This window comes from Thalassospira sp. MIT1004 (assembly GCF_001858545.1).
Taxonomy (GTDB): domain Bacteria; phylum Pseudomonadota; class Alphaproteobacteria; order Rhodospirillales; family Thalassospiraceae; genus Thalassospira; species Thalassospira xiamenensis.
Genome location: NZ_MCAO01000022.1, coordinates 406505 through 424516, shown reverse-complemented (window position 1 = coordinate 424516; position 18012 = coordinate 406505). Strand labels below are relative to the sequence as shown.

Below are 18012 nucleotides of genomic sequence, written 5' to 3'. Positions count from 1 at the left end.
TTACCTCTCCACCAGTGCCATTTTCTTGTTGAACCAGTTCATAAAGAGCGAGGTCAACAAGGACAGACCAAGATAGATCGACATGAAGATCGAGATTGCCTCGATCGCCTGACCGGTCTGGTTCATGGTCGTATTTGATACCGACACCAGATCGGGATAGCCGACCGCGACAGCAAGCGAGCTGTTTTTGGTCAGGTTCAGATACTGGTTGGTCAGTGGCGGAATGGCGACGCGCATTGATTGCGGCAGGATCACCTTGCGAAGGGCAACCGAACGCTTGATGCCAAGACTATCGGCAGCTTCCCACTGGCCGTGAGGGACGGCCTGAATACCGGACCGGACAACTTCGGCAACATAGGTTGACGTGTAAACCGTCAGGCCAATTAGCACGGCAAGGAATTCGGGTGAAACATTTGTGCCACCACGGATGTTGAAGCCTTTGAGTTCCGGTATGTCCATATCGGTCGGCGCACCGCCGATCAGATAGGCAATAAAGACCAGGCCGACAAAAATGCCCGTTCCGACAAGAAATACCGGGAATGGCTGACCGGTTTCATCCTGGCGTTTTTTGGCCCATTTTTTGATAAGAAAGATGGCAACGAAGGCGATAATCGCAGCAATCCCCATCAGGGTATAGGCATTATCGGCAACCGGAACCGGCATATACATGCCACGTGACGTCAGCAGGACGCCGGGCAGGGGTTCGAATGCGTCGCGCGGATGCGGGAACGCGTTCGGAATGACGGCATACCAGAAGAAAAGCTGCAACAGGACCGGGATATTCCGGAAAATTTCCACGTAAACAGTCGCCAGTTTCCGAACGATCCAGTTCGACGACAAGCGCGCAATCCCGAAAATGGTACCGATAATGGTACACAGGATAATCCCGAGTAAAGACACCTTTACGGTGTTCAGAAGGCCAACCAACAGTGCGGTTGCATAGCTGCTTTGTGCACTGTACTGGACCATGCTTTCACTGATTTCGAACGAAGCTTCGAGATCAAGGAAGCCATAACCGGTTGAGATGTTTTGTCGTTCCAGGTTTACCAGCGTATTGGAAACCAGATACCAGCCCGCCAATATGACAAGTCCGATCGCAATGATTTGATACAGTATTGCGCGAACATTCTCGTCATTCAGGTAATCGACGACGGTCTTGGAACGAACACCCCCCGGGGCATTTTGAGTCTTACTCATCTGACCCTCAGGTGTAGATTGTATCCAATGTAAGTGGCCTTAACGAAAAGCTCCGCCCATGCGTTCAGGCAGTGGGGCGGAGCTTCGTTAGGCGATTTTCAGCCGACGCTAGATATTAGCGAACCGGCCAAGCATATTGCAGACCACCATCGGTCCAGAGGGCGTTCAGGCCGCGCTCGACACCCAGTTTCGCGGTAACGTTTTTCTCATAGCTTTCGCCATAGTTACCAACCTGCTTGATGATGCGGTATGCCCACTCTTCGTCAAGACCAAGAGCTTCGCCCATGCCCGGGGAAACGCCTAGAAGACGCTGGATGCCGGGGTTGGTGCTGCTCTTCATTTCGTCAACATTTGCCATCGTGACGCCGTACTCTTCGGCTTCGATCATGGCGGCAAGAGCCCAGCGACCGATATCAGCCCACTGTTCGTCACCCTGTGCGACAGCCGGTCCAAGCGGTTCTTTGGAAATGATTTCCGGAAGAATCATATAGTCGTCCGGGTTCGGCGCCATTGTGGTACGGATCGAGGCAAGGCCCGATGCGTCAGTGGTGTAAACGTCGCAACGGCCAGAGAAGAAGGCAGCGGTTGCTTCGTTGATGTTTTCGATAACGACCGGCTCGAAGCTCATGCCTTTGGCACGGAAGTAATCAGCCAGGTTGAGTTCAGTGGTGGTGCCCGGCTCGACGCAAACGGTTGCGCCGTCAAGTTCCGTTGCGCTGGATACGCCCAGGGCTTTCGGAATCAGGAAGCCCTGGCCATCATAGTAGTTGATACCAAGGAAGGTCAGGCCAAGCTTGACGTCGCGCGTCAGGGTCGCTGTGGTGTTACGCGAAAGGATGTCGATTTCGCCAGACTGCAGAGCGGTGAAACGCTGCGCAGCGGTCAACGGGGTGTACTGAACTTTATTAGCGTCGCCCAGAAGTGCAGCAGCAATGCCACGGCAAACGTCAACGTCAATACCTTCCCATTTGCCTTCGGCGTTGGCAGCGGAGAAACCCGGAAGACCGGTGTTCACGCCACACTGAACGAAACCTTTAGCCTTGATGCCGTCAAGCACAGCGCCCGCGTGGGCATTGTTTGCGGCGATGGCTGCAACAGACATTGCGCCAGCGGCCAGGATCGTTTTGATTTTCATTAGATGAGCTCCCTCATTAGCAAAGCATTCTTTATGGCTTTGGTAACTTTTATGCCACCCTGGATATGCCAGAGCAGCATATCCTACTGTCCTGTTTTTATCGGACCACCAAATTAAGAAATTTTCGGCTGGTATGTGTCAAGCCTGAAAAATTTTACGCTGGGGGCTTGTTCTTCAAATTCACGCCATTTCCACGCTTTGGTGATGTACTGAAAAACGTTGTTTTGACGACTACAGAGCCTTTTTGCTGTTAAAAAACGCCATATTTCAAAAGGTTAAAAACCTGTTCGAATGGTCAGGTTCTGAAAAGCAACAAATCTCAAAATTTTTTTGTTGCCAGCAATGAAATGAGCGTTTTTTAACCAATTGTAACTGTTGCTCAAAAAATAAACTCTGTTGCGGCGCGGAATCGACTTGCGATGTGCGCTGAAATCAAATCGGCACGCTTTATGGTTCTGATTAATCTTTTGCAAAAACGAAAGCCCCGTCGATCACGCGACGGGGCTTTGATGTTTTGAGCCGGACGTCTCGGCCTAGCTGCGAAGTTCCGGTAAATTGGAAAAAAGTTCAAGTGCTGTGGGGTTTGCGAGTGCTTCCTGATTCTTCACCGGGCGCCCATGCACAACATCCCGGACGGCCAGTTCGGTGATTTTTCCTGACTTTGTGCGGGGAATATCGGCCACGGCAATGACCTTTGCCGGGACGTGACGGGGCGTACAATTGTTCCTGATCTGTTTGCGTATACGGTCGATCAGAAGTTCGTCCAGCTGATATTTTTCGCGCAGCACAACGAAAAGGATGACCCGAACATCGTTATCCCATTCCTGACCGATAACGATGGATTCTTGAATTTCGGGGAGCTTTTCGACCTGACGATAAATCTCGGCGGTGCCGATCCGGACACCGCCCGGGTTAAGTGTCGCGTCTGATCGGCCGTAGATGACCATACCGCCGTCATCGTCAAGCTCGACATAGTCGCCGTGGCACCAGATGTTATCGAAACGGTTGAAATAGGCTTCTTTATAGCGTGCGCCATCGGGGTCATTCCAGAAACCGATCGGCATGGAGGGGAAGGGGGCGGTGCAGACCAGTTCGCCCTTTTGATTGCGGATTGATTTGCCGTCATCGTCAAAAACATCAACGGCAAGACCCAGCGCGCGGGTCTGAATGATGCCGCGCTTCACCGGTAAGACCGGACAAGCAAGAACAAAGCAGCCCAGAATGTCGGTCCCGCCAGAGATGGAGGCCAAATGGATATCGGATTTTATATCGCGATAGACATAATCGAAACTTTCGGGGGCCAGGGGCGATCCGGTGGATGTCATGGCACGCACCGTCGATAGATCATGGGTTTCCCGTGGTTTAAGTTCGGCCTTTGCCAATGCATCGATATATTTGGCCGATGTCCCGAACAGGGTCATGCCCTCGGCATCGGCATAGTCAAACAATATATTGCCGCTGGGGTAGAACGGTGATCCATCGTAAAGCAGCAGTGTCGCGCCAGCGGCAAGGCCACCCATCAACCAGTTCCACATCATCCAGCCACAGGTGGTGAAGTAGAATACCCGATCGCCTGGCACCACATCGCAATGCAGGACATGTTCGGAAACCTGTTTAAGAAGTGTTCCGCCAGCGCCATGCACAATGCATTTCGGTTTGCCTGTCGTGCCGGACGAAAACATCACATAAAGCGGGTGATTGAATTCGACCTGTTCAAATACGATCTTTTCCGGACTGAAGGGGGCAAGGAAATTATCGTAGGAAATGCCATTGCGAATGCCGGTCGTGTTGGTGCCATCAAAGGCATATTTGACGATGACAACTTTCTGGATCGTCGTGATCCTGTCGACAACATCACGGACTTTTTCGCGAATATCGTGGCTTTTGCCATTATAGTGATAGCCGTCAACGGTAATCATTAATTTGGGTTCGATCTGGCCGAACCTGTCAACGACGCCCTGAACCCCGAAGTCGGGGGAGGCCGATGACCAAGTGGCGCCGATTGCGGCTGTACCCAGCATTGCGATCACGGTTTCGATCATGTTGGGCATATATCCGCATACGCGATCACCCTTTTTGATGCCTTCGGCGCGAAGTGCCTGCGAGAATTTCGATACCGCGATATTCAGGTCGCACCATGAGATACGGGTTTTGACCTTGTCTTCCCCCCAGAAAACGAGCGCGTCGGTGTCGTCATCGCGGACCAGCAGGTTTTCTGAAAAATTCAGTCGGGCATTCGGGAAGAACTTTGCACCGGGCATTTTGTTGCCGTCAACAAGTACTGCGTCACCCCAGCTTTCTGCCTTCAGACCGACATAGTCGATAATTGCGGGCCAGAAATCTTCCTTGCTGGCGACCGACCAGTCATAGAGCGCGGGGAAGCTGTCCAGTTTCAGGCTGTGCTTTTCGTTCACCCAGTTGCGGAACCGGGTGACATTGGCGTTTTCAACGCGCGCTGGACTGGGCTGCCAAAGCAAATCGCTCATGATGGATCCTTTGTTTCCTGCCTGTTTTCTTGCAATTACCGACCATTTTTAAGGCTCAAATCGGTATCTCCCTACCACTTTTTTACGGTGAAATATGTTGCATGGCAAGAAAAGTCATGGGGCAGAGTGGGCGAGGTGTGAACTATCTTGCTGAAAGTCAAGTTTAAGAGTTTCAGGTTTTCTTCTTAGTGTTATGAAAATTAACATTAATTTTATTGGGTTTGTTGCCTGTTTTTTGAATGGAGGGTGATCGGGCTCGGGAAATTCAAGCGTTTTTCGGTAATTAAATAACCAAAATTTGCGATGTTTTGTTCGATTGTGATGTGCCGAGGGAGTGTTGTGCGGTGCGGTATTTCGAAACGGCTTGCGCTTGTCTGCATGCTGACTACTCTGTCGGAAATGAAGCCACCATCCGGAGTTGATAGCATGTCCAGAATCGATGAAAATCGCCCGTTTGTATCTGTAAATATTGCTGTTCTGACGGTGAGCGATACCAGAACGCTGGGGAATGATACCTCTGGCCAGATCCTTGCCGATCGGATCGAAGCCAAAGGTCACAAGGTCGCGGCGCGGACTATCGTAAAGGATGATTTCGACACGATTGTCTCGCAGCTCCGGCAGTGGTGCGATGATCCGAAGGTTGACGTGATCATCAGTACGGGCGGGACTGGTGTGACCGGGCGCGATGTTACGACAGAGGCCCATCAGAAGGTTTATGACAAGGAGATCCCCGGGTTTGGCGAGCTGTTTCGCTGGCTGTCATATGCCAAGATTGGCACATCGACTGTTCAGTCGCGTGCAACTGCTGGCGTATCGTGCGGCACTTACATGTTTGCCCTGCCTGGGTCGAATGGTGCGTGCAAGGATGCCTGGGATGATATCCTGTTCTATCAACTCGACATTCGTCACCGTCCATGCAACTTCGTCGAACTGATGCCGCGTTTGACCGAAAAGTAATCTGCCGCTCAGGTTTTAGACGAGACGATCACCTTCCGTAGGACGATTTTATGGAAATTATCACCGATCCCTTCTTTTACCTTGTTGCAATTCCGGCAGTTTTGATTGCTGGTGTGTCAAAAAGCGGGTTTGGGGGTGGGCTTGGTGTTATGGCAGTGCCACTGATGGCATTGGCGTTGTCGCCGCAGGCGGCTGCGGCAATTATGTTGCCGATATTGTGTCTGATGGATGTTGCCAATGTCTGGGCATACCGGAAGAACTGGGATCGTCGCAATATGATGATTCTGATACCGGCCGCACTTCTTGGTATCCTGGTCGGCACATTATCGTTCAGCTATCTGAATGAGTATGCCGTGAAGATGATCATTGCACTCATTGCCATCGGCTTTACCCTTGATCATTGGTTCCGCGGAAAAAAACGCGGCGATGAAGCCAGGCGCGCGAATTGGGGTAAGGGATCGTTTTGGGGAACCATTGCTGGTTTCACCAGCTTTGTTGCGCATGCTGGTGGTCCGCCGGTTTCTGTTTTCCTGTTGCCGCAACGAATGGATAAAACGGTTTTTGTCGGTACGACCGTCATGTTCTTCATCGTTGTCAATTATGTGAAGCTGATTCCTTACTGGTATCTAGGGCAATTCGGTGGTGCCAATTTCGGAACCGCGCTTGTTCTGGTTCCGGTGGCGATTCTCGGGACGTGGCTGGGGCTTTGGGCGCATGACAAGGTCAATGAAAAGCTGTTTTATCGGGTGTGCTACACCTTGCTGTTTATTACCGGTTTAAAACTGCTGTCTGATGCCGTTATCCACTTTGCCGAGATTTGAATGACGTTCTGGTGTGATTGATGCGGTAATTTTTGTGTTCATCAGGTTGAATTTTAGGGCGGGAAATTTCCTGCCCTTTTTCTTTTGGCGTGATTTAATCGGGAAAATTATCTCAAACGCACTATGTAAGCATTTTTTCATTAACCAATCGGGCATGAATCGCATATAAATTGCACGCTTAAGAATGATGCATAAAAAAAAAGCATCAACACGGGGTGAAACCAAATTTTGCAAGGGGAGCTTGCGGGAATGCCCGAACGAATTTTGCAGGTGGCAACAGAGATGTCGCAACTTGCCAATGAGAAGATCACAGAAATAAAAGGTGTAACCCGGGCTACGCGGACATTGGCGCTGAATGCGTTGATCGAAGCAGCACGTGCGGGGGAAGTAGGCCGCGGGTTTGGCGTCGTTGCCAACGAGGTTAAGGAAATCTCGCAGCGCGTAACCGTCATTACCGAAGAACTCGAACATATGTTTGAAAGTCTGGCGCTTGATCTTGAGCGAACGGCGCAAACGGCGCGTGGCGACCGCTTTGCCGACCTGTCACGATATGTTGTCGAGCTTATGGACCGAAACCTGTTTGAGCGGTCTTGTGATGTTCGATGGTGGGCCACAGACGCCGCGGTTGTTGATGTTTGCGAGAACCCGGACAACGGTGAAATCGCCAGCCAGACATCGCAGCGCCTTGGCGTGATCCTTGATTCCTATACCGTCTATCTTGACCTTTGGATTGCGGATTGTAACGGCCGGATCATTGCCACCGGGCGTCCGGATAAATACCGTCTTATCGGTACAGATATCGGTCACATGCCGTGGTTCCGCGAAGCTATGCGATGTCGGGATGGCGGGGCGTATGCGGTTGCGGATATCGCGCACAGTGAGCTGCTAAATAACGCGGCTACGGCGACCTATGCGACGGCTGTTCGACGGGGCGGTAAGGCAAAAGGCGACGTTATCGGTGTTATGGGGGTTTTCTTTGATTGGGAAAACCAGGCGCCGATGGTGGTAAAGGCATTGAACTTCAGCGATGAAGAGCGTGCACGCACGCGTGTAATGCTGATTGACTCGCAAAATCGCATCATCGCGGCGTCCGATAATCAGGGCGTCTTGAGCGAGCAGATCCGGTTGGAGGTCAAGGACCCCAATCGTGGTTCCTATCTACTGGCGGATGGGTCACTGGTTGCTTATGCGCTAACGCCCGGTTATGAGACATATAAGGGGCTTGGTTGGCGCGGGGTGATTGTTCAACAACCCCGAAATGCCACCAAAGCAGTTGATAAGCCGGGGGCAAAGCTTTCAATGGCGTCATAGGGCCGGGTCGGCAGCAAAGCCAGACCAAGAAAAGCATAGCAACCAGAAAAGCGGGCACCGTCGGGGCTCGCTTTTTTGCTTATGCACCTGGTGTTCGTGAAACATCCTAAAATTGGTTCCTGCTTGCGCAGGCTGGAAAAAGGAGATAGCGGTAAAATATAATATTACGACAATTCATCGATGAATTGTTAAAATAAGCCGCGGGAGGTTACCTTGACGTTGCTGTTTGCCAAGCTTGCAGTATCAATTTCTGTTGTGCTGGGGTTATCCATCCTTGCGGAGCGTACAGGCCCGCGTGCCGCCGGGGTGCTTTCCGGTTACCCGCTTGGAACGGCGATCCTGCTGTATTTCATCGGGCTGGAGCAGGGCGTTGTGTTTGCGACAGAAAGCGCCGTCTATGCCCTGCCGGGGCTGATCGCAACACTTGCCTTTCTATATGCCTATTACCTGACGTCACGGTTGTTGTCAGACTGCCGGATGATATTGCAGATACCGGTAAGTTCCGTCGCGGCCTTTGGCGCATTCATGTTCGTTTCATGGATTTGCCAGCAGATCCAGTTTACCCGGATTTCAGGTGCCGTTACCCTGTTGGCTGCCATGATCGTCGCTCTGATACTGTTTCGGGGGATCGAGAATGTTCGCATATTGAACCGGGTGCGGTTGACCCGACGCATCGTGCTGTTTAGAGCTGTTCTTGCCGCCCTGATTGTTCTTGGCATCAGCGGTATTGCGGCATGGATCGGACCGAAATGGGCCGGGCTTTTTTCAGGGTTCCCGGTGACGCTTTATCCGATGATGCTGATCCTGCATGCATCTTATGGCATTGGTCCATTGCACACGGTAATCCGTAACTTCCCAAGAGGTATGGGATCGCTTTGGATTTATATTCTTGCGGTGACGTTCACGTATCCGGTTTGGGGTGTTAATGTTGGTACATTGCTTAGCTTCGCGGCAGCGACAGTTTATTTGATCGCTTATTCCACTTTGGTCTGGATGCGCGAAAAGTCCGTGCGTGTCTGAAGCCGATCCCATAATATTACAATATATCAGTTCCCAAGGCTCCAAAGCCTGCGACCGGAAGGATGATCTGCATGCAGCAGGTTCAGTCATTGGTAAGGGCAATCAGCATTCTGAACACGCTTGCGGATAGCGAGTACGGGATGACCTTGACCGAAATCGCCCATCAGGTGCATTTGCCGCCCTCTACCGTGCACCGGTTATTGACGACGATGCAGCATGAACGCTATGTCACATTCGATGGTGAACGAACGCTGTGGTCGATCGGCGTGCAGGCGTTCAGTGTGGGTAATGCCTTTACGAAAAACCGTAATCTTAGCCAGATCGCGCGCCCCTATATGCGCGCCTTGATGGAAGACAGTGGCGAAACGGTCAATCTGGCTGTGGCTGATGGCGGCGAAGTTATTTTCCTGTCGCAGGTGGAATGCCGCAAGATGATGCGGGCATTGGTAACGCCAGGCCGCCGGGCGCTGATGCATTGCTCGGGGGTGGGGAAGGCACTGCTTGCATTTCTGCCTGATGAAGAGGTGAATGCGGTAATCACGCAGCATGGTCTGCCAAAAATCACCGAACGTACACTGATCAGTGCCGATACGCTGAAAAGTGATCTGAACCGGTCAAGACAGCGTGGATACGCACTTGACGATGAAGAACATGCCATTGGCTTGCGCTGTGTTGCAGGCGTTGTACGTGATGAGACAGGACTGCCGATTGCGGCACTATCCTTGTCGGGCCCCGCTGCCCGCATACCGAACGAACGGATTGAACAGTTCGGATTGAAAGTCCGGCGGGTTTGTGCAGATCTTAGCCGTGAATATGGCGGCAAACCGGTGTAAGATGATCAGCCCGCATTGGTGTTCATGCAGGCTGATCATTAAACCTTGTATTGCGTTTTATAATCCCGGGCACGAAATGCCGGTTCCGCCAAGGCCGCAGTAACCATCCGGGTTCTTGTGCAGATACTGCTGATGGAAGTCTTCTGCATAGAAGAATGGCGGGGCGTCTTTGATTTCGGTTGTGATGGCATTGCGCCCGGCGGATTTGAGCGCATCAAGATATTGTTTTCTCGACGTCTCGGCGGCTTCTTTCTGTGTGTCGTTCAGGGTATAGATTACCGACCGGTACTGTGTGCCGATATCATTCCCTTGGCGCATTCCCTGGGTCGGGTCATGATTTTCCCAGAACAGTCGCAGCAATGCCTGATAGGATATCACTGTCGGATCAAAGACGATCTGCACAACTTCCGCATGGCCCGTCATGCCGCTGCAAACCTCGCGATATGTGGGGTTTTCAGTGTGGCCACCCGCGTAACCTGCTGCTGTGGTAAAGACGCCATCCTGCTTCCAGAAAAGACGCTCCGCCCCCCAGAAGCAGCCCATACCAAAGACAGCTGTTTCAAGGTTGTCGGGAAACGGGCCGGTCATCGGATTTCCGGTAACCGCGTGACGGTCTGCGACCTGCAATTTCTCGGCGCGACCGGGCAGGGCTGTTTCGGCAGACGGGATAGAGACTTTTTCTGGGGCGATCGAAGAGAACATGTCAGAACCTGCCTTGAGTTAATGGACTGAGTTGCAATTTAACCCAGATCGATGCTTTGGCAATTGCCTTCACGGTAAATTGTCTTCGAACATTCTTTTGGTAAGGGCCGCGCGGGACGCGATAATAAGAATACTGCATGTCATTATCGCTGGAAGCCGCTGATTTGCGACGCGCAAGACATTTGAAATCATCCTTGCTGATTGGTGGCGGTGTAATCAACCTGTTCATCGGGTTCGTATTCCTGCCTCTGCCGCCCCCGTTTTTCGGGATGGTTTTTATTGCGATTGGCATCCCGATGCTGGCGGCCGGGTCAAAACGCACAAGGCGTTTCATCCAGTATTTGCGTTGGCGATATTATCGGCATAACACCAGAATCGAGGCGGTTCTGAAGCGCCTGCCGGGGTTTCTTCGCAGGCATGGCCGTAAGACAAGGCCGGAAGCGCTTCATCGGCACCGGTCATTCGGTCACTGGGCAGGTAAAGCATCCGGGGTGGGTATGCCACCCGACGATAAGTCAAAACCCTGAAGCTTTTTCCGAAGATGTGATTTCAGGGTTTTATGTGACGGATCAGACAGTCAATTCCGGCGCGTTTCAGGCCGCCACACGCTGACTGTGCTTCGGACTGGCTGGAATACTGTCCGGTCATAAGGCGGAAAAACAGACCTTGACCTTCAATCGCAATGCTTTGGACCTCGTGGCTTGCGCCACGAAGGATGCCGTCGCCCATAGTTTCAAATTTCAACCAACGGGATTCAGCCATTTCACGCGAACGATAGGCCGCCAATTGCACCGCGTAATAAGAAGAACTGCTTGTTTGAACCGATTGAGACGCTTCTTGCTTGGGTTCCTGTTCACGGATCGAAGGTGCAGGGGCTTCAGCAATCTTTGCTGGCTCGGTTGGAATTTTCTCCGCGCTCTCTTCAGCTTGTGCTTTGTTTGGCGCATCCACCATTGGAACTTCGATCAAGGTGCTTTGCGATGCAGGTGTTTCATCTATCAGTTCCAGCGTGCCGCTTTCAATGGGACGCGTTGTTGAAATCAGAGCCTTGTGTGACGCGCTTGGCGTAACCGCATCGCCTTTGATCGTAGGTGGTGTCGTTGCCGCGGTTAGTGGCTCTGTTTGAGGGGCAACAGACGGTGCGGCAATTTTCCTTGCTGGTCGGTCAACAGAGGTCAGGCGTGCTGTATTGCTGCTGACATCCATTTCCATTGCAGGACGTGCAGCCGTTGAATCCTCGGGCGGAATGTCGACCGCGACAGTGTTTTTGTAAAAATCGCGATTTCGTTGCACCGTCGGCGGATCGGGAAGTTCCGGGCCGGGCGCAACGATTGCCGAAGCAACCACCGCATCAATTTCGCGCGAGCGGGCAAGATCAGGATTGCTGATATCCATCGCCTTGATGCGCTTTTGTGCAAGGCTTGTGATCGTACCGCTTAGCATAATGCCGTTACCGCAATTGATCGAGATCGAGGCATTCGGATCGACCGCGGTCAACCAGAGATAAAGGCGCCGCGCCTTTGCATGTTCGTTGGCAAGATCAAGTGCCACGGCCTGACGCAGGTCATCGGCCGGATTGCCCTGCAGCGATATCGGTTCTGCTGCATTGTCATTCAGGGCCTGGTTCGAAACTGTCCCGGCAGATGCATTATCAAAGAAAAGGCCGCAGGCAGCACTATCGATGCCAGCTGCTATTGCCGTTTGCGACTGGCTGTCCGTATCGCTGATCTTGATTTGTTTGGCCCCAGTTTCGCTGCCAAACAGCGACATCATATCGTCAGAAGAGCATCCGGAGAGCAGGGGGACGAATAGGGCAATCGTCAGGCAGCCGTATTTCCAGCGCGACGATATGACGGATTTGGCGCTTTTATTGATCAATTGGCACCTGATTTCCCTTTGAGCCCCCAAAGGTCCATTGCATGGACTTCACCAATTTTGCAACCGGGCGGCACACTGTCAAGCAGTCAGAGAAAACAGATGATCGATTTATCTCAGCGTCTCGTGGGATATCGTCGTTTCGATGCGATTAGCGGTGTTATGCACTATCAGCGGTTCATCAATGGGATGACAATCCCGGCAAGAAGCACCAGAACGGTAATCGCCAGAACGATGTTGACGATCCCCTTGCTAAACTGGTTGGCCACTTCGTGGCTGACGCCGGAATCCTTTGCGCGTGATTTTGCCGCGCCGCCATTTCCTGCGCCACTTTTCTGACGGGTCAGGATTTTCACAACCTGTTTTTTGTCGCGTTTTGTGGCGTCGTCATATTTGTTTTCGACAACGCGAACTTCGGAATTGTTATTGTTGGTCAATGCGTTTTTCGCAGAATTGATCGCGCTTTGATAATCCGAAAGCGTTTCCAGGTCCATTTGCTGTCCGGTGCTGCGCACGACAACAACAGTATAACTTTTCCGCAGCACAGCGTCAGGCATGACCAAGTCCAGTTCCATGTATTACCCACAAGAGGGGTAATACATGGCGACAAATGTGTGTGTTGCAAAGTTATCCTAACGAATAGTTTCGGAAGGTTTTTTGCGGTGCAAATCTATTGCGGAATTTTTGCTGACAGCTCTTTGTATTCGTCGCAATCCATACCGCAGACTTTCTCCAGTCGCGCAAGGTTTTCACGCGCCATGTCGGGCTTTCCGGTCTGAAGGAACAGTTCGCCCTGATATTCCAAAGCACCCTTGTGTTCCGGATCAATCATCAATGCGCGTTCGTAGTTTTGGGACGCACTTTCAAGATCGCCTGATTTCCGCTGACTATAAGCAAGATAGTTAAGGATATCGGCATTTTTCGGATCATCTTCGAGCATGCCTTCAAGGCTTGCGATAGCTGTGTCGTATTTGCCAGCATCAATCATTTCGACGACTTCGGACAGATCGGGTGTATCGCTGCCCCAACTGCTGCCGCTGCCCATCGCCAAAGCTGCGGAGGATGCAGTACCCAATGCAAGCGTCATCGCCAGCGATGCAATAGAATAACGGGTTTTACCTTTGGAATTCATTGTCGCTACCTTTTCCTGAAAAAACATATGCACCAGATACGTTGGGAGCTTGGGATCAGTTTCGGATTTAGCACAACTTTGCGTTAAGTGCAGTCACGAGTTGGTGAAAGAACTATATTCCAAAGCCCTGAATTAGGTGGCGATTGCCAAACGAATGTTGAAACCTTTGGTTCCGCTGTGCCGTCCTGAAATACGCAAAATGCGAAGGCCCGCAATAAAACATGCGGGCCTTTGTGGTTTCGCCTTGAAGTGGGCAGGCGATCAGAAATCGGCTTCGATTACGCGATCACGGATTTCGGTCGCCATGTTTTCGGCCAGCTCATCAATCCCCATGGTTTTCTGATGCTGAAAACCGAGACGACGGACCGACGCTGTTTTTTCCTCTGCTTCGCGTTTGCCAAGAGCAAGGATCAGCGGGATTTTCGCGTGGCTGTGTTCGCGAACCTTGTAGCTGATCTTCTCATTTCGAAGGTCAAGCTCAACATTCAAACCTTTGGCCTGAAGTGCTTTTTTGACGTCCTCTGCGTAGCTATCGGCTTCGTTGGTGATCGAGCAGATCATGGCATGAACAGGTGACAGCCAAAGCGGCAGGCGACCGGCATAGTTTTCGATCAGAATGCCAATGAAGCGTTCAAGCGAGCCAAGGATCGCGCGATGCAGCATGACCGGACGATGCTTTTCACCATCTTCGCCCATATAAGACGCGTCAAGGCGTTCAGGTAGCACGAAGTCGGCCTGAAGGGTGCCACACTGCCAGTCACGACCAATCGCATCACGCAGAACAAACTCAAGCTTCGGCCCATAGAACGCGCCTTCGCCCGGGTTAATTTCAAGCGTCAGACCAGCTTCTTCGGCGGCTTCGCGAAGGGCGGCTTCTGCCTTGTCCCAGATTTCATCGGAACCGGCACGGACTTCCGGACGGTCCGAGAATTTGACGAGGATGTCGGTAAAGCCAAAATCCTTGTAAACCGATTTCAGAAGGTCACAGAAAATCTTGGTTTCCGAGACAATCTGGTCTTCGGTGCAGAAGATATGCGCGTCATCTTGAATGAACTGACGCACGCGCATGATGCCATGCAGGCCGCCGGACGGCTCATTACGGTGGCAGCAGCCGAATTCAGCCATACGCAGCGGCAGGTCACGATAGGACTTGCTGCCCATACGGAAAATCTGCACGTGGCACGGGCAGTTCATCGGCTTGAGAGCCAGAACCTTTTCCGGGTCGTCCTCATCCGGGGTCGTGGTGAACATGTTCTCGCGGAACTTTTCCCAGTGGCCGGATTTTTCCCAAAGGATACGGTCAACAAGCTGCGGTGTGCGCACTTCCTGATAACCTTCTGCATCAAGACGTTCACGGATATATGTTTCTACCTTGCGATACAGCTTCAGGCCCTTGTCGTGCCAGAAAACCGAACCCTGTGCCTCTTCCTGCATGTGGAAGAGGTCCATTTCGCGGCCAAGGCGGCGATGATCACGCTTTTCGGCTTCTTCAAGCATGTGCAGATAGGCATCGAGGTCTTCCTGCGTTTCCCAGCAGGTGCCATAGATACGTTGCAGCATCTCGTTATCCGAGTTGCCACGCCAATAGGCACCGGCAACCTTCATCAGTTTGAAGGCTTTGCCGATCTTGCCGGTCGACGGGGCATGCGGGCCACGGCACAGGTCAATGAAATTGCCCTGGCGATAGCAGGTGATGGTTTCGGTTTCCGGAAGATCGCGAATGATCTCCGCTTTATAGTCTTCACCCTTGTCGAGGAAGAATTTGATCGCTTCGTTACGATCCCAGACTTCGCGTTCGATTTTCTCGTTCCGCTCGACGATCTTGTGCATCTGCTTTTCGATCTTGATCAGATCGTCCGGCGTAAAGGGTGTCTTGCGGGCAAAGTCGTAATAGAAACCGTTTTCGATGGACGGGCCGATCGTGACCTGCGTGTCCGGATAGAGTTCCTGAACCGCTTCGGCCATGACATGGGCGCAGTCATGCCGGATCAGCGGCAGAACCTCCTTGTGCCCCTTGGTCACGATTTCGATGGCGGCATCAGTATCGATTTCGCGCGACAGGTCGCGCAATTCGCCGTTAACGATGATGGCAAAGGATTTCTTTGCCAGCGAGGGACTGATGCTTTTGGCAACATCGAAACCCGATACAGGGCCGTCAAATTCGCGTACGGCGCCGTCCGGAAGGGTGAGGGCAATCATGTCTGGCTCAACTCTGCTTTATCTGCGGGCATAAATGTCATGTGCGCATTTTTCAAACCCGCATATTTACGCGGGCTTTAGGCACAAGAAAAGGAATTTCAGGATGAGGTCAAGTTCGCTCTTTGAAAAAAGCGACCGGGGAAACAACACACAAAGCCGCGTTGCCCGAAAGACATGCGGTGATTGTGCATTCCATCAATTTATTGTCGGCCATGCCGTGCATTGATGCTATCCCGTTAATTGAAAAGCCAATATAGCATCAAAAGAGAGCAGGGCAAGCCGTAACCCGGTTAAGATTTTACAGCAGTTCCTTGTTCTTGTAGTTTGCAAAAACACCAGATTGAAACGGCGCCACCACGCCAGAGCCTGATGAAGGTACGCCCCGTATGTCCAGTCCCGAAGTGCGCCGAAATGTTCTGTTTTTAAGTTTATGTGTTGCCCTGTCGGCCAGCGCGATGTCACTGCTGTTTACGGTTGCAGCCGTAATCGGTTATTCGCTGGCGCCAGATAAATCACTTTCTACGTTACCGGTTGCGTTCACCATGATTGCAATGATGGCGACGACCGCTCCGTCGGCATTGATGATGAGCAGGTTCGGTCGCCGTGTCGGATTCTGGATCGGATCTGGTATCGGCATGGTCGGTGCCGTGGCAGGCATGGGGACGGTCTATTGGGGGAATTTCTGGTTGCTGTGTGTAGCTTGCGCCTGCATCGGGTCTGCCAATGCCATCGCCATGCAATATCGTTTCGCCGCAGCCGAGGCCGCGCCGCCGGAATTCCGTTCTCGTGCGATTTCACTGACCATGCTGGGCGGGCTTGCTGCTGCCTTCGTCGGACCAAACCTGGCAAGTTTTGCACGCAACTGGTTTGATACGGTGCCATTTCTCGGAACTTTCCTGGCACTGATCGGGATTCAATTTCTGCTGGTTCTGGCGATCAGCCAGTTGCGCCTTCCTGATATGCGTGGCACCAAGCATGATGAACCGGCGCGTCCGCTCAGAGTGGTGATAGGGCAACCTGCCGTGATCGTTGCAATGATTGCCGGGGCACTTGGCTATGCGGTCATGAGCTTTGTCATGACTGCAACACCACTTGCGATCCTTGATTGCAATTACGAGTTCGGCGATGCCGCCTTCATCATTCAGTGGCATGTGGTGGGTATGTATGCGCCGGGTTTCTTTACCGGCAACCTGATCCGCCGGTTTGGTGCCCTCGGCATCATTCAGGCGGGGGCGGTGCTGAACCTGATCTGTCTGGCATTTGGTCTGGGCGGGGAGGATTTGATCGGCAATTTCTGGCCGTCTCTTGTGCTGCTTGGGGTTGGATGGAACTTTATGTTCGTTGGCGCGACCACCTTCCTGACCGAAAACTATCGCCCGGCGGAGCAGGCCCGCGTACAGGCGATCAATGAATTTGTGGTGTTTGGCACTGTTGCCATTGCATCATTGTCAGCTGGCTCGATATATGCTGGGGCAGGATGGTCAACCTTGCTGTATTCGGCGGCCTTGCCGGTTGGGTTGGTGATGTTGGTGCTTGCCGGATACGCGTTGCGCCGCCGTCGTCAACCAGCTTGAAAAATGCAAAAAGGCCAATTGATGCGGCCTTTTTCGTGTCAGTGATGCCCGGCAAGAATATCAAGTGCGTGGGACCGAAATTCCCGATTGTATAAAACCAGCGTAACCCATGCGGCGCCGATGATGAACGCGACCGGATGATAGAACCACGCAAGTGCTGACAGCGCGAAGAAATAGGCGCGAATGCCGCGATTGAAATTGTGCGCTGACATCATGCTCATGCGTGATGCCCGGGCGGCTGCCCTGACCGCATCCGGTGCGCTTGGGTCCGGGGCAGCACCGATCAGGATCGAACAATAGTTCGACAGACGGAATGCCCATGTGAACTTGAAGAACGCATAGATAAAGATCAGAATCAGCAGCACGACCTTGCATTCCCAGACTGCTGCCGTTGTTTCGACGGCAAAGGGCAGGGCGGATACCGTTTGGATTGCTTTTTCGGTGTAGCCAAGAAGTGCGATCAAACCAATCAGGACCAGAATGGTGGTCGATGAAAAGAAACTGATGCCGGTGATCAGGTTACCCGCGATGGAGGTATCAACCATGCGCAGATTGCGTTGAAGCATCTGTTCCATCCAGCGATGCCGATTGCGCGCCATATGGGCCGAAATCGAATTACGCCGTCGCGAACTTGCATCGGCAAAGATGGTATAGCCCACCCACCAGAGAAATGCCCAACTAACAGCGGCGATGTCCAGTAACGTAAATTCGGGCATAGTGTGATCCGTCTTTAAATTCGTTTCGACCATAAAACACGGCGGCCTGTAACG

16 protein-coding genes are annotated in these 18012 nt (G+C 52.3%); 6 read left to right on the top strand and 10 right to left on the bottom strand.

The features are described 5' to 3' along the window. The 3 genes from BC440_RS10655 to BC440_RS10645 all read right to left on the bottom strand — a co-directional run bounded on the left by BC440_RS10655 (position 1) and on the right by BC440_RS10645 (position 4818). Positions 1-1197 (bottom strand): amino acid ABC transporter permease, encoded by a 1197-nt coding sequence (locus tag BC440_RS10655; RefSeq protein WP_007092145.1) that lies wholly within the window; start codon positions 1195-1197, stop codon positions 1-3. A 115-nt stretch (positions 1198-1312) separates the two neighbouring features. Further along, positions 1313-2332 (bottom strand): amino acid ABC transporter substrate-binding protein, encoded by a 1020-nt coding sequence (locus BC440_RS10650; RefSeq protein ID WP_007092146.1) that lies wholly within the window; start codon positions 2330-2332, stop codon positions 1313-1315. A gap of 533 nt (positions 2333-2865) precedes the next feature. After that, a complete protein-coding gene (locus BC440_RS10645) occupies positions 2866-4818 on the bottom strand; it encodes an acetoacetate--CoA ligase (RefSeq protein WP_071240090.1) in 1953 nt (650 codons plus the stop codon). Positions 4819-5244: 426 nt separating this feature from the next. Here BC440_RS10645 and moaB point away from each other — a divergent pair, with 426 nt between their 5' ends. From moaB to BC440_RS10620, 5 genes are all read left to right on the top strand, one after another. Then, entirely contained in the window at positions 5245-5775 is a 531-nt protein-coding gene (gene moaB / locus BC440_RS10640) for a molybdenum cofactor biosynthesis protein B (RefSeq protein WP_007092148.1), read from the top strand. A 50-nt stretch (positions 5776-5825) separates the two neighbouring features. After that, complete coding sequence (locus BC440_RS10635) at positions 5826-6596, top strand: sulfite exporter TauE/SafE family protein (protein ID WP_071240089.1); 771 nt, start codon at positions 5826-5828, stop codon at positions 6594-6596. A gap of 249 nt (positions 6597-6845) precedes the next feature. Then, positions 6846-7907: a methyl-accepting chemotaxis protein gene (locus BC440_RS23615; RefSeq protein WP_071240088.1), complete on the top strand. Its 1062-nt coding sequence runs from the start codon at positions 6846-6848 to the stop codon at positions 7905-7907. A 213-nt stretch (positions 7908-8120) separates the two neighbouring features. Further along, positions 8121-8927: a hypothetical protein gene (locus BC440_RS10625; RefSeq protein ID WP_071240087.1), complete on the top strand. Its 807-nt coding sequence runs from the start codon at positions 8121-8123 to the stop codon at positions 8925-8927. A 71-nt stretch (positions 8928-8998) separates the two neighbouring features. Then, positions 8999-9760 carry an IclR family transcriptional regulator C-terminal domain-containing protein gene (locus BC440_RS10620; protein ID WP_007092152.1) on the top strand — a complete coding sequence of 254 codons (762 nt, stop codon included), beginning with the start codon at positions 8999-9001 and terminating at the stop codon, positions 9758-9760. Between the two features lie 57 nt (positions 9761-9817). Here the strand turns inward: BC440_RS10620 and msrA are convergent, their stop codons facing one another. The 6 genes from msrA to thrS all read right to left on the bottom strand — a co-directional run bounded on the left by msrA (position 9818) and on the right by thrS (position 15668). Beyond that, positions 9818-10462, bottom strand: a complete 645-nt coding sequence (gene msrA, locus BC440_RS10615; protein WP_063094020.1) for a peptide-methionine (S)-S-oxide reductase MsrA — start codon at positions 10460-10462, stop codon at positions 9818-9820. A gap of 1 nt (position 10463) precedes the next feature. Then, positions 10464-10796 carry a hypothetical protein gene (locus tag BC440_RS22940; RefSeq protein ID WP_139192106.1) on the bottom strand — a complete coding sequence of 111 codons (333 nt, stop codon included), beginning with the start codon at positions 10794-10796 and terminating at the stop codon, positions 10464-10466. Positions 10797-11011: 215 nt separating this feature from the next. Beyond that, the gene (locus BC440_RS10605; RefSeq protein ID WP_139192105.1) at positions 11012-12340 is read right to left on the bottom strand and encodes an SPOR domain-containing protein; all 1329 of its coding nucleotides are present in this window, start codon (positions 12338-12340) and stop codon (positions 11012-11014) included. A 167-nt stretch (positions 12341-12507) separates the two neighbouring features. Continuing rightward, a complete protein-coding gene (locus BC440_RS10600) occupies positions 12508-12894 on the bottom strand; it encodes a hypothetical protein (RefSeq protein WP_247643562.1) in 387 nt (128 codons plus the stop codon). Positions 12895-13007: 113 nt separating this feature from the next. Then, positions 13008-13469, bottom strand: a complete 462-nt coding sequence (locus tag BC440_RS10595) for a tetratricopeptide repeat protein (protein WP_071240084.1) — start codon at positions 13467-13469, stop codon at positions 13008-13010. A 261-nt stretch (positions 13470-13730) separates the two neighbouring features. Then, a complete protein-coding gene (gene thrS, locus BC440_RS10590) occupies positions 13731-15668 on the bottom strand; it encodes a threonine--tRNA ligase (protein WP_071240083.1) in 1938 nt (645 codons plus the stop codon). Between the two features lie 386 nt (positions 15669-16054). On the opposite strand from thrS, the gene BC440_RS10585 reads away from it, so the two are divergent. After that, positions 16055-17242 carry an MFS transporter gene (locus tag BC440_RS10585; protein WP_071240082.1) on the top strand — a complete coding sequence of 396 codons (1188 nt, stop codon included), beginning with the start codon at positions 16055-16057 and terminating at the stop codon, positions 17240-17242. 38 nt (positions 17243-17280) lie between these two features. On the opposite strand, the gene BC440_RS10580 is transcribed toward BC440_RS10585, so the two are convergent. Continuing rightward, positions 17281-17958 (bottom strand): DUF599 domain-containing protein, encoded by a 678-nt coding sequence (locus tag BC440_RS10580; protein ID WP_071240081.1) that lies wholly within the window; start codon positions 17956-17958, stop codon positions 17281-17283. Positions 17959-18012: the final 54 nt, after the last annotated feature.

What these genes read in the sequence shown, in the direction of transcription:
- BC440_RS10655 (WP_007092145.1), bottom strand. Translation starts at nt 1,197, where the DNA reads ATGAGTAAGACTCAAAATGCCCCGGGGGGTGTTCGTTCCAAGACCGTC.
- BC440_RS10650 (WP_007092146.1), bottom strand. Translation starts at nt 2,332, where the DNA reads ATGAAAATCAAAACGATCCTGGCCGCTGGCGCAATGTCTGTTGCAGCC.
- BC440_RS10645 (WP_071240090.1), bottom strand. Translation starts at nt 4,818, where the DNA reads ATGAGCGATTTGCTTTGGCAGCCCAGTCCAGCGCGCGTTGAAAACGCC.
- moaB (WP_007092148.1), top strand. Translation starts at nt 5,245, where the DNA reads ATGTCCAGAATCGATGAAAATCGCCCGTTTGTATCTGTAAATATTGCT.
- BC440_RS10635 (WP_071240089.1), top strand. Translation starts at nt 5,826, where the DNA reads ATGGAAATTATCACCGATCCCTTCTTTTACCTTGTTGCAATTCCGGCA.
- BC440_RS23615 (WP_071240088.1), top strand. Translation starts at nt 6,846, where the DNA reads ATGCCCGAACGAATTTTGCAGGTGGCAACAGAGATGTCGCAACTTGCC.
- BC440_RS10620 (WP_007092152.1), top strand. Translation starts at nt 8,999, where the DNA reads ATGCAGCAGGTTCAGTCATTGGTAAGGGCAATCAGCATTCTGAACACG.
- msrA (WP_063094020.1), bottom strand. Translation starts at nt 10,462, where the DNA reads ATGTTCTCTTCGATCGCCCCAGAAAAAGTCTCTATCCCGTCTGCCGAA.
- BC440_RS22940 (WP_139192106.1), bottom strand. Translation starts at nt 10,796, where the DNA reads ATGAAACGCCTTGTGCGTTTTGACCCGGCCGCCAGCATCGGGATGCCA.
- BC440_RS10600 (WP_247643562.1), bottom strand. Translation starts at nt 12,894, where the DNA reads ATGCCTGACGCTGTGCTGCGGAAAAGTTATACTGTTGTTGTCGTGCGC.
- BC440_RS10595 (WP_071240084.1), bottom strand. Translation starts at nt 13,469, where the DNA reads ATGAATTCCAAAGGTAAAACCCGTTATTCTATTGCATCGCTGGCGATG.
- thrS (WP_071240083.1), bottom strand. Translation starts at nt 15,668, where the DNA reads ATGATTGCCCTCACCCTTCCGGACGGCGCCGTACGCGAATTTGACGGC.
- BC440_RS10585 (WP_071240082.1), top strand. Translation starts at nt 16,055, where the DNA reads ATGTCCAGTCCCGAAGTGCGCCGAAATGTTCTGTTTTTAAGTTTATGT.
- BC440_RS10580 (WP_071240081.1), bottom strand. Translation starts at nt 17,958, where the DNA reads ATGCCCGAATTTACGTTACTGGACATCGCCGCTGTTAGTTGGGCATTT.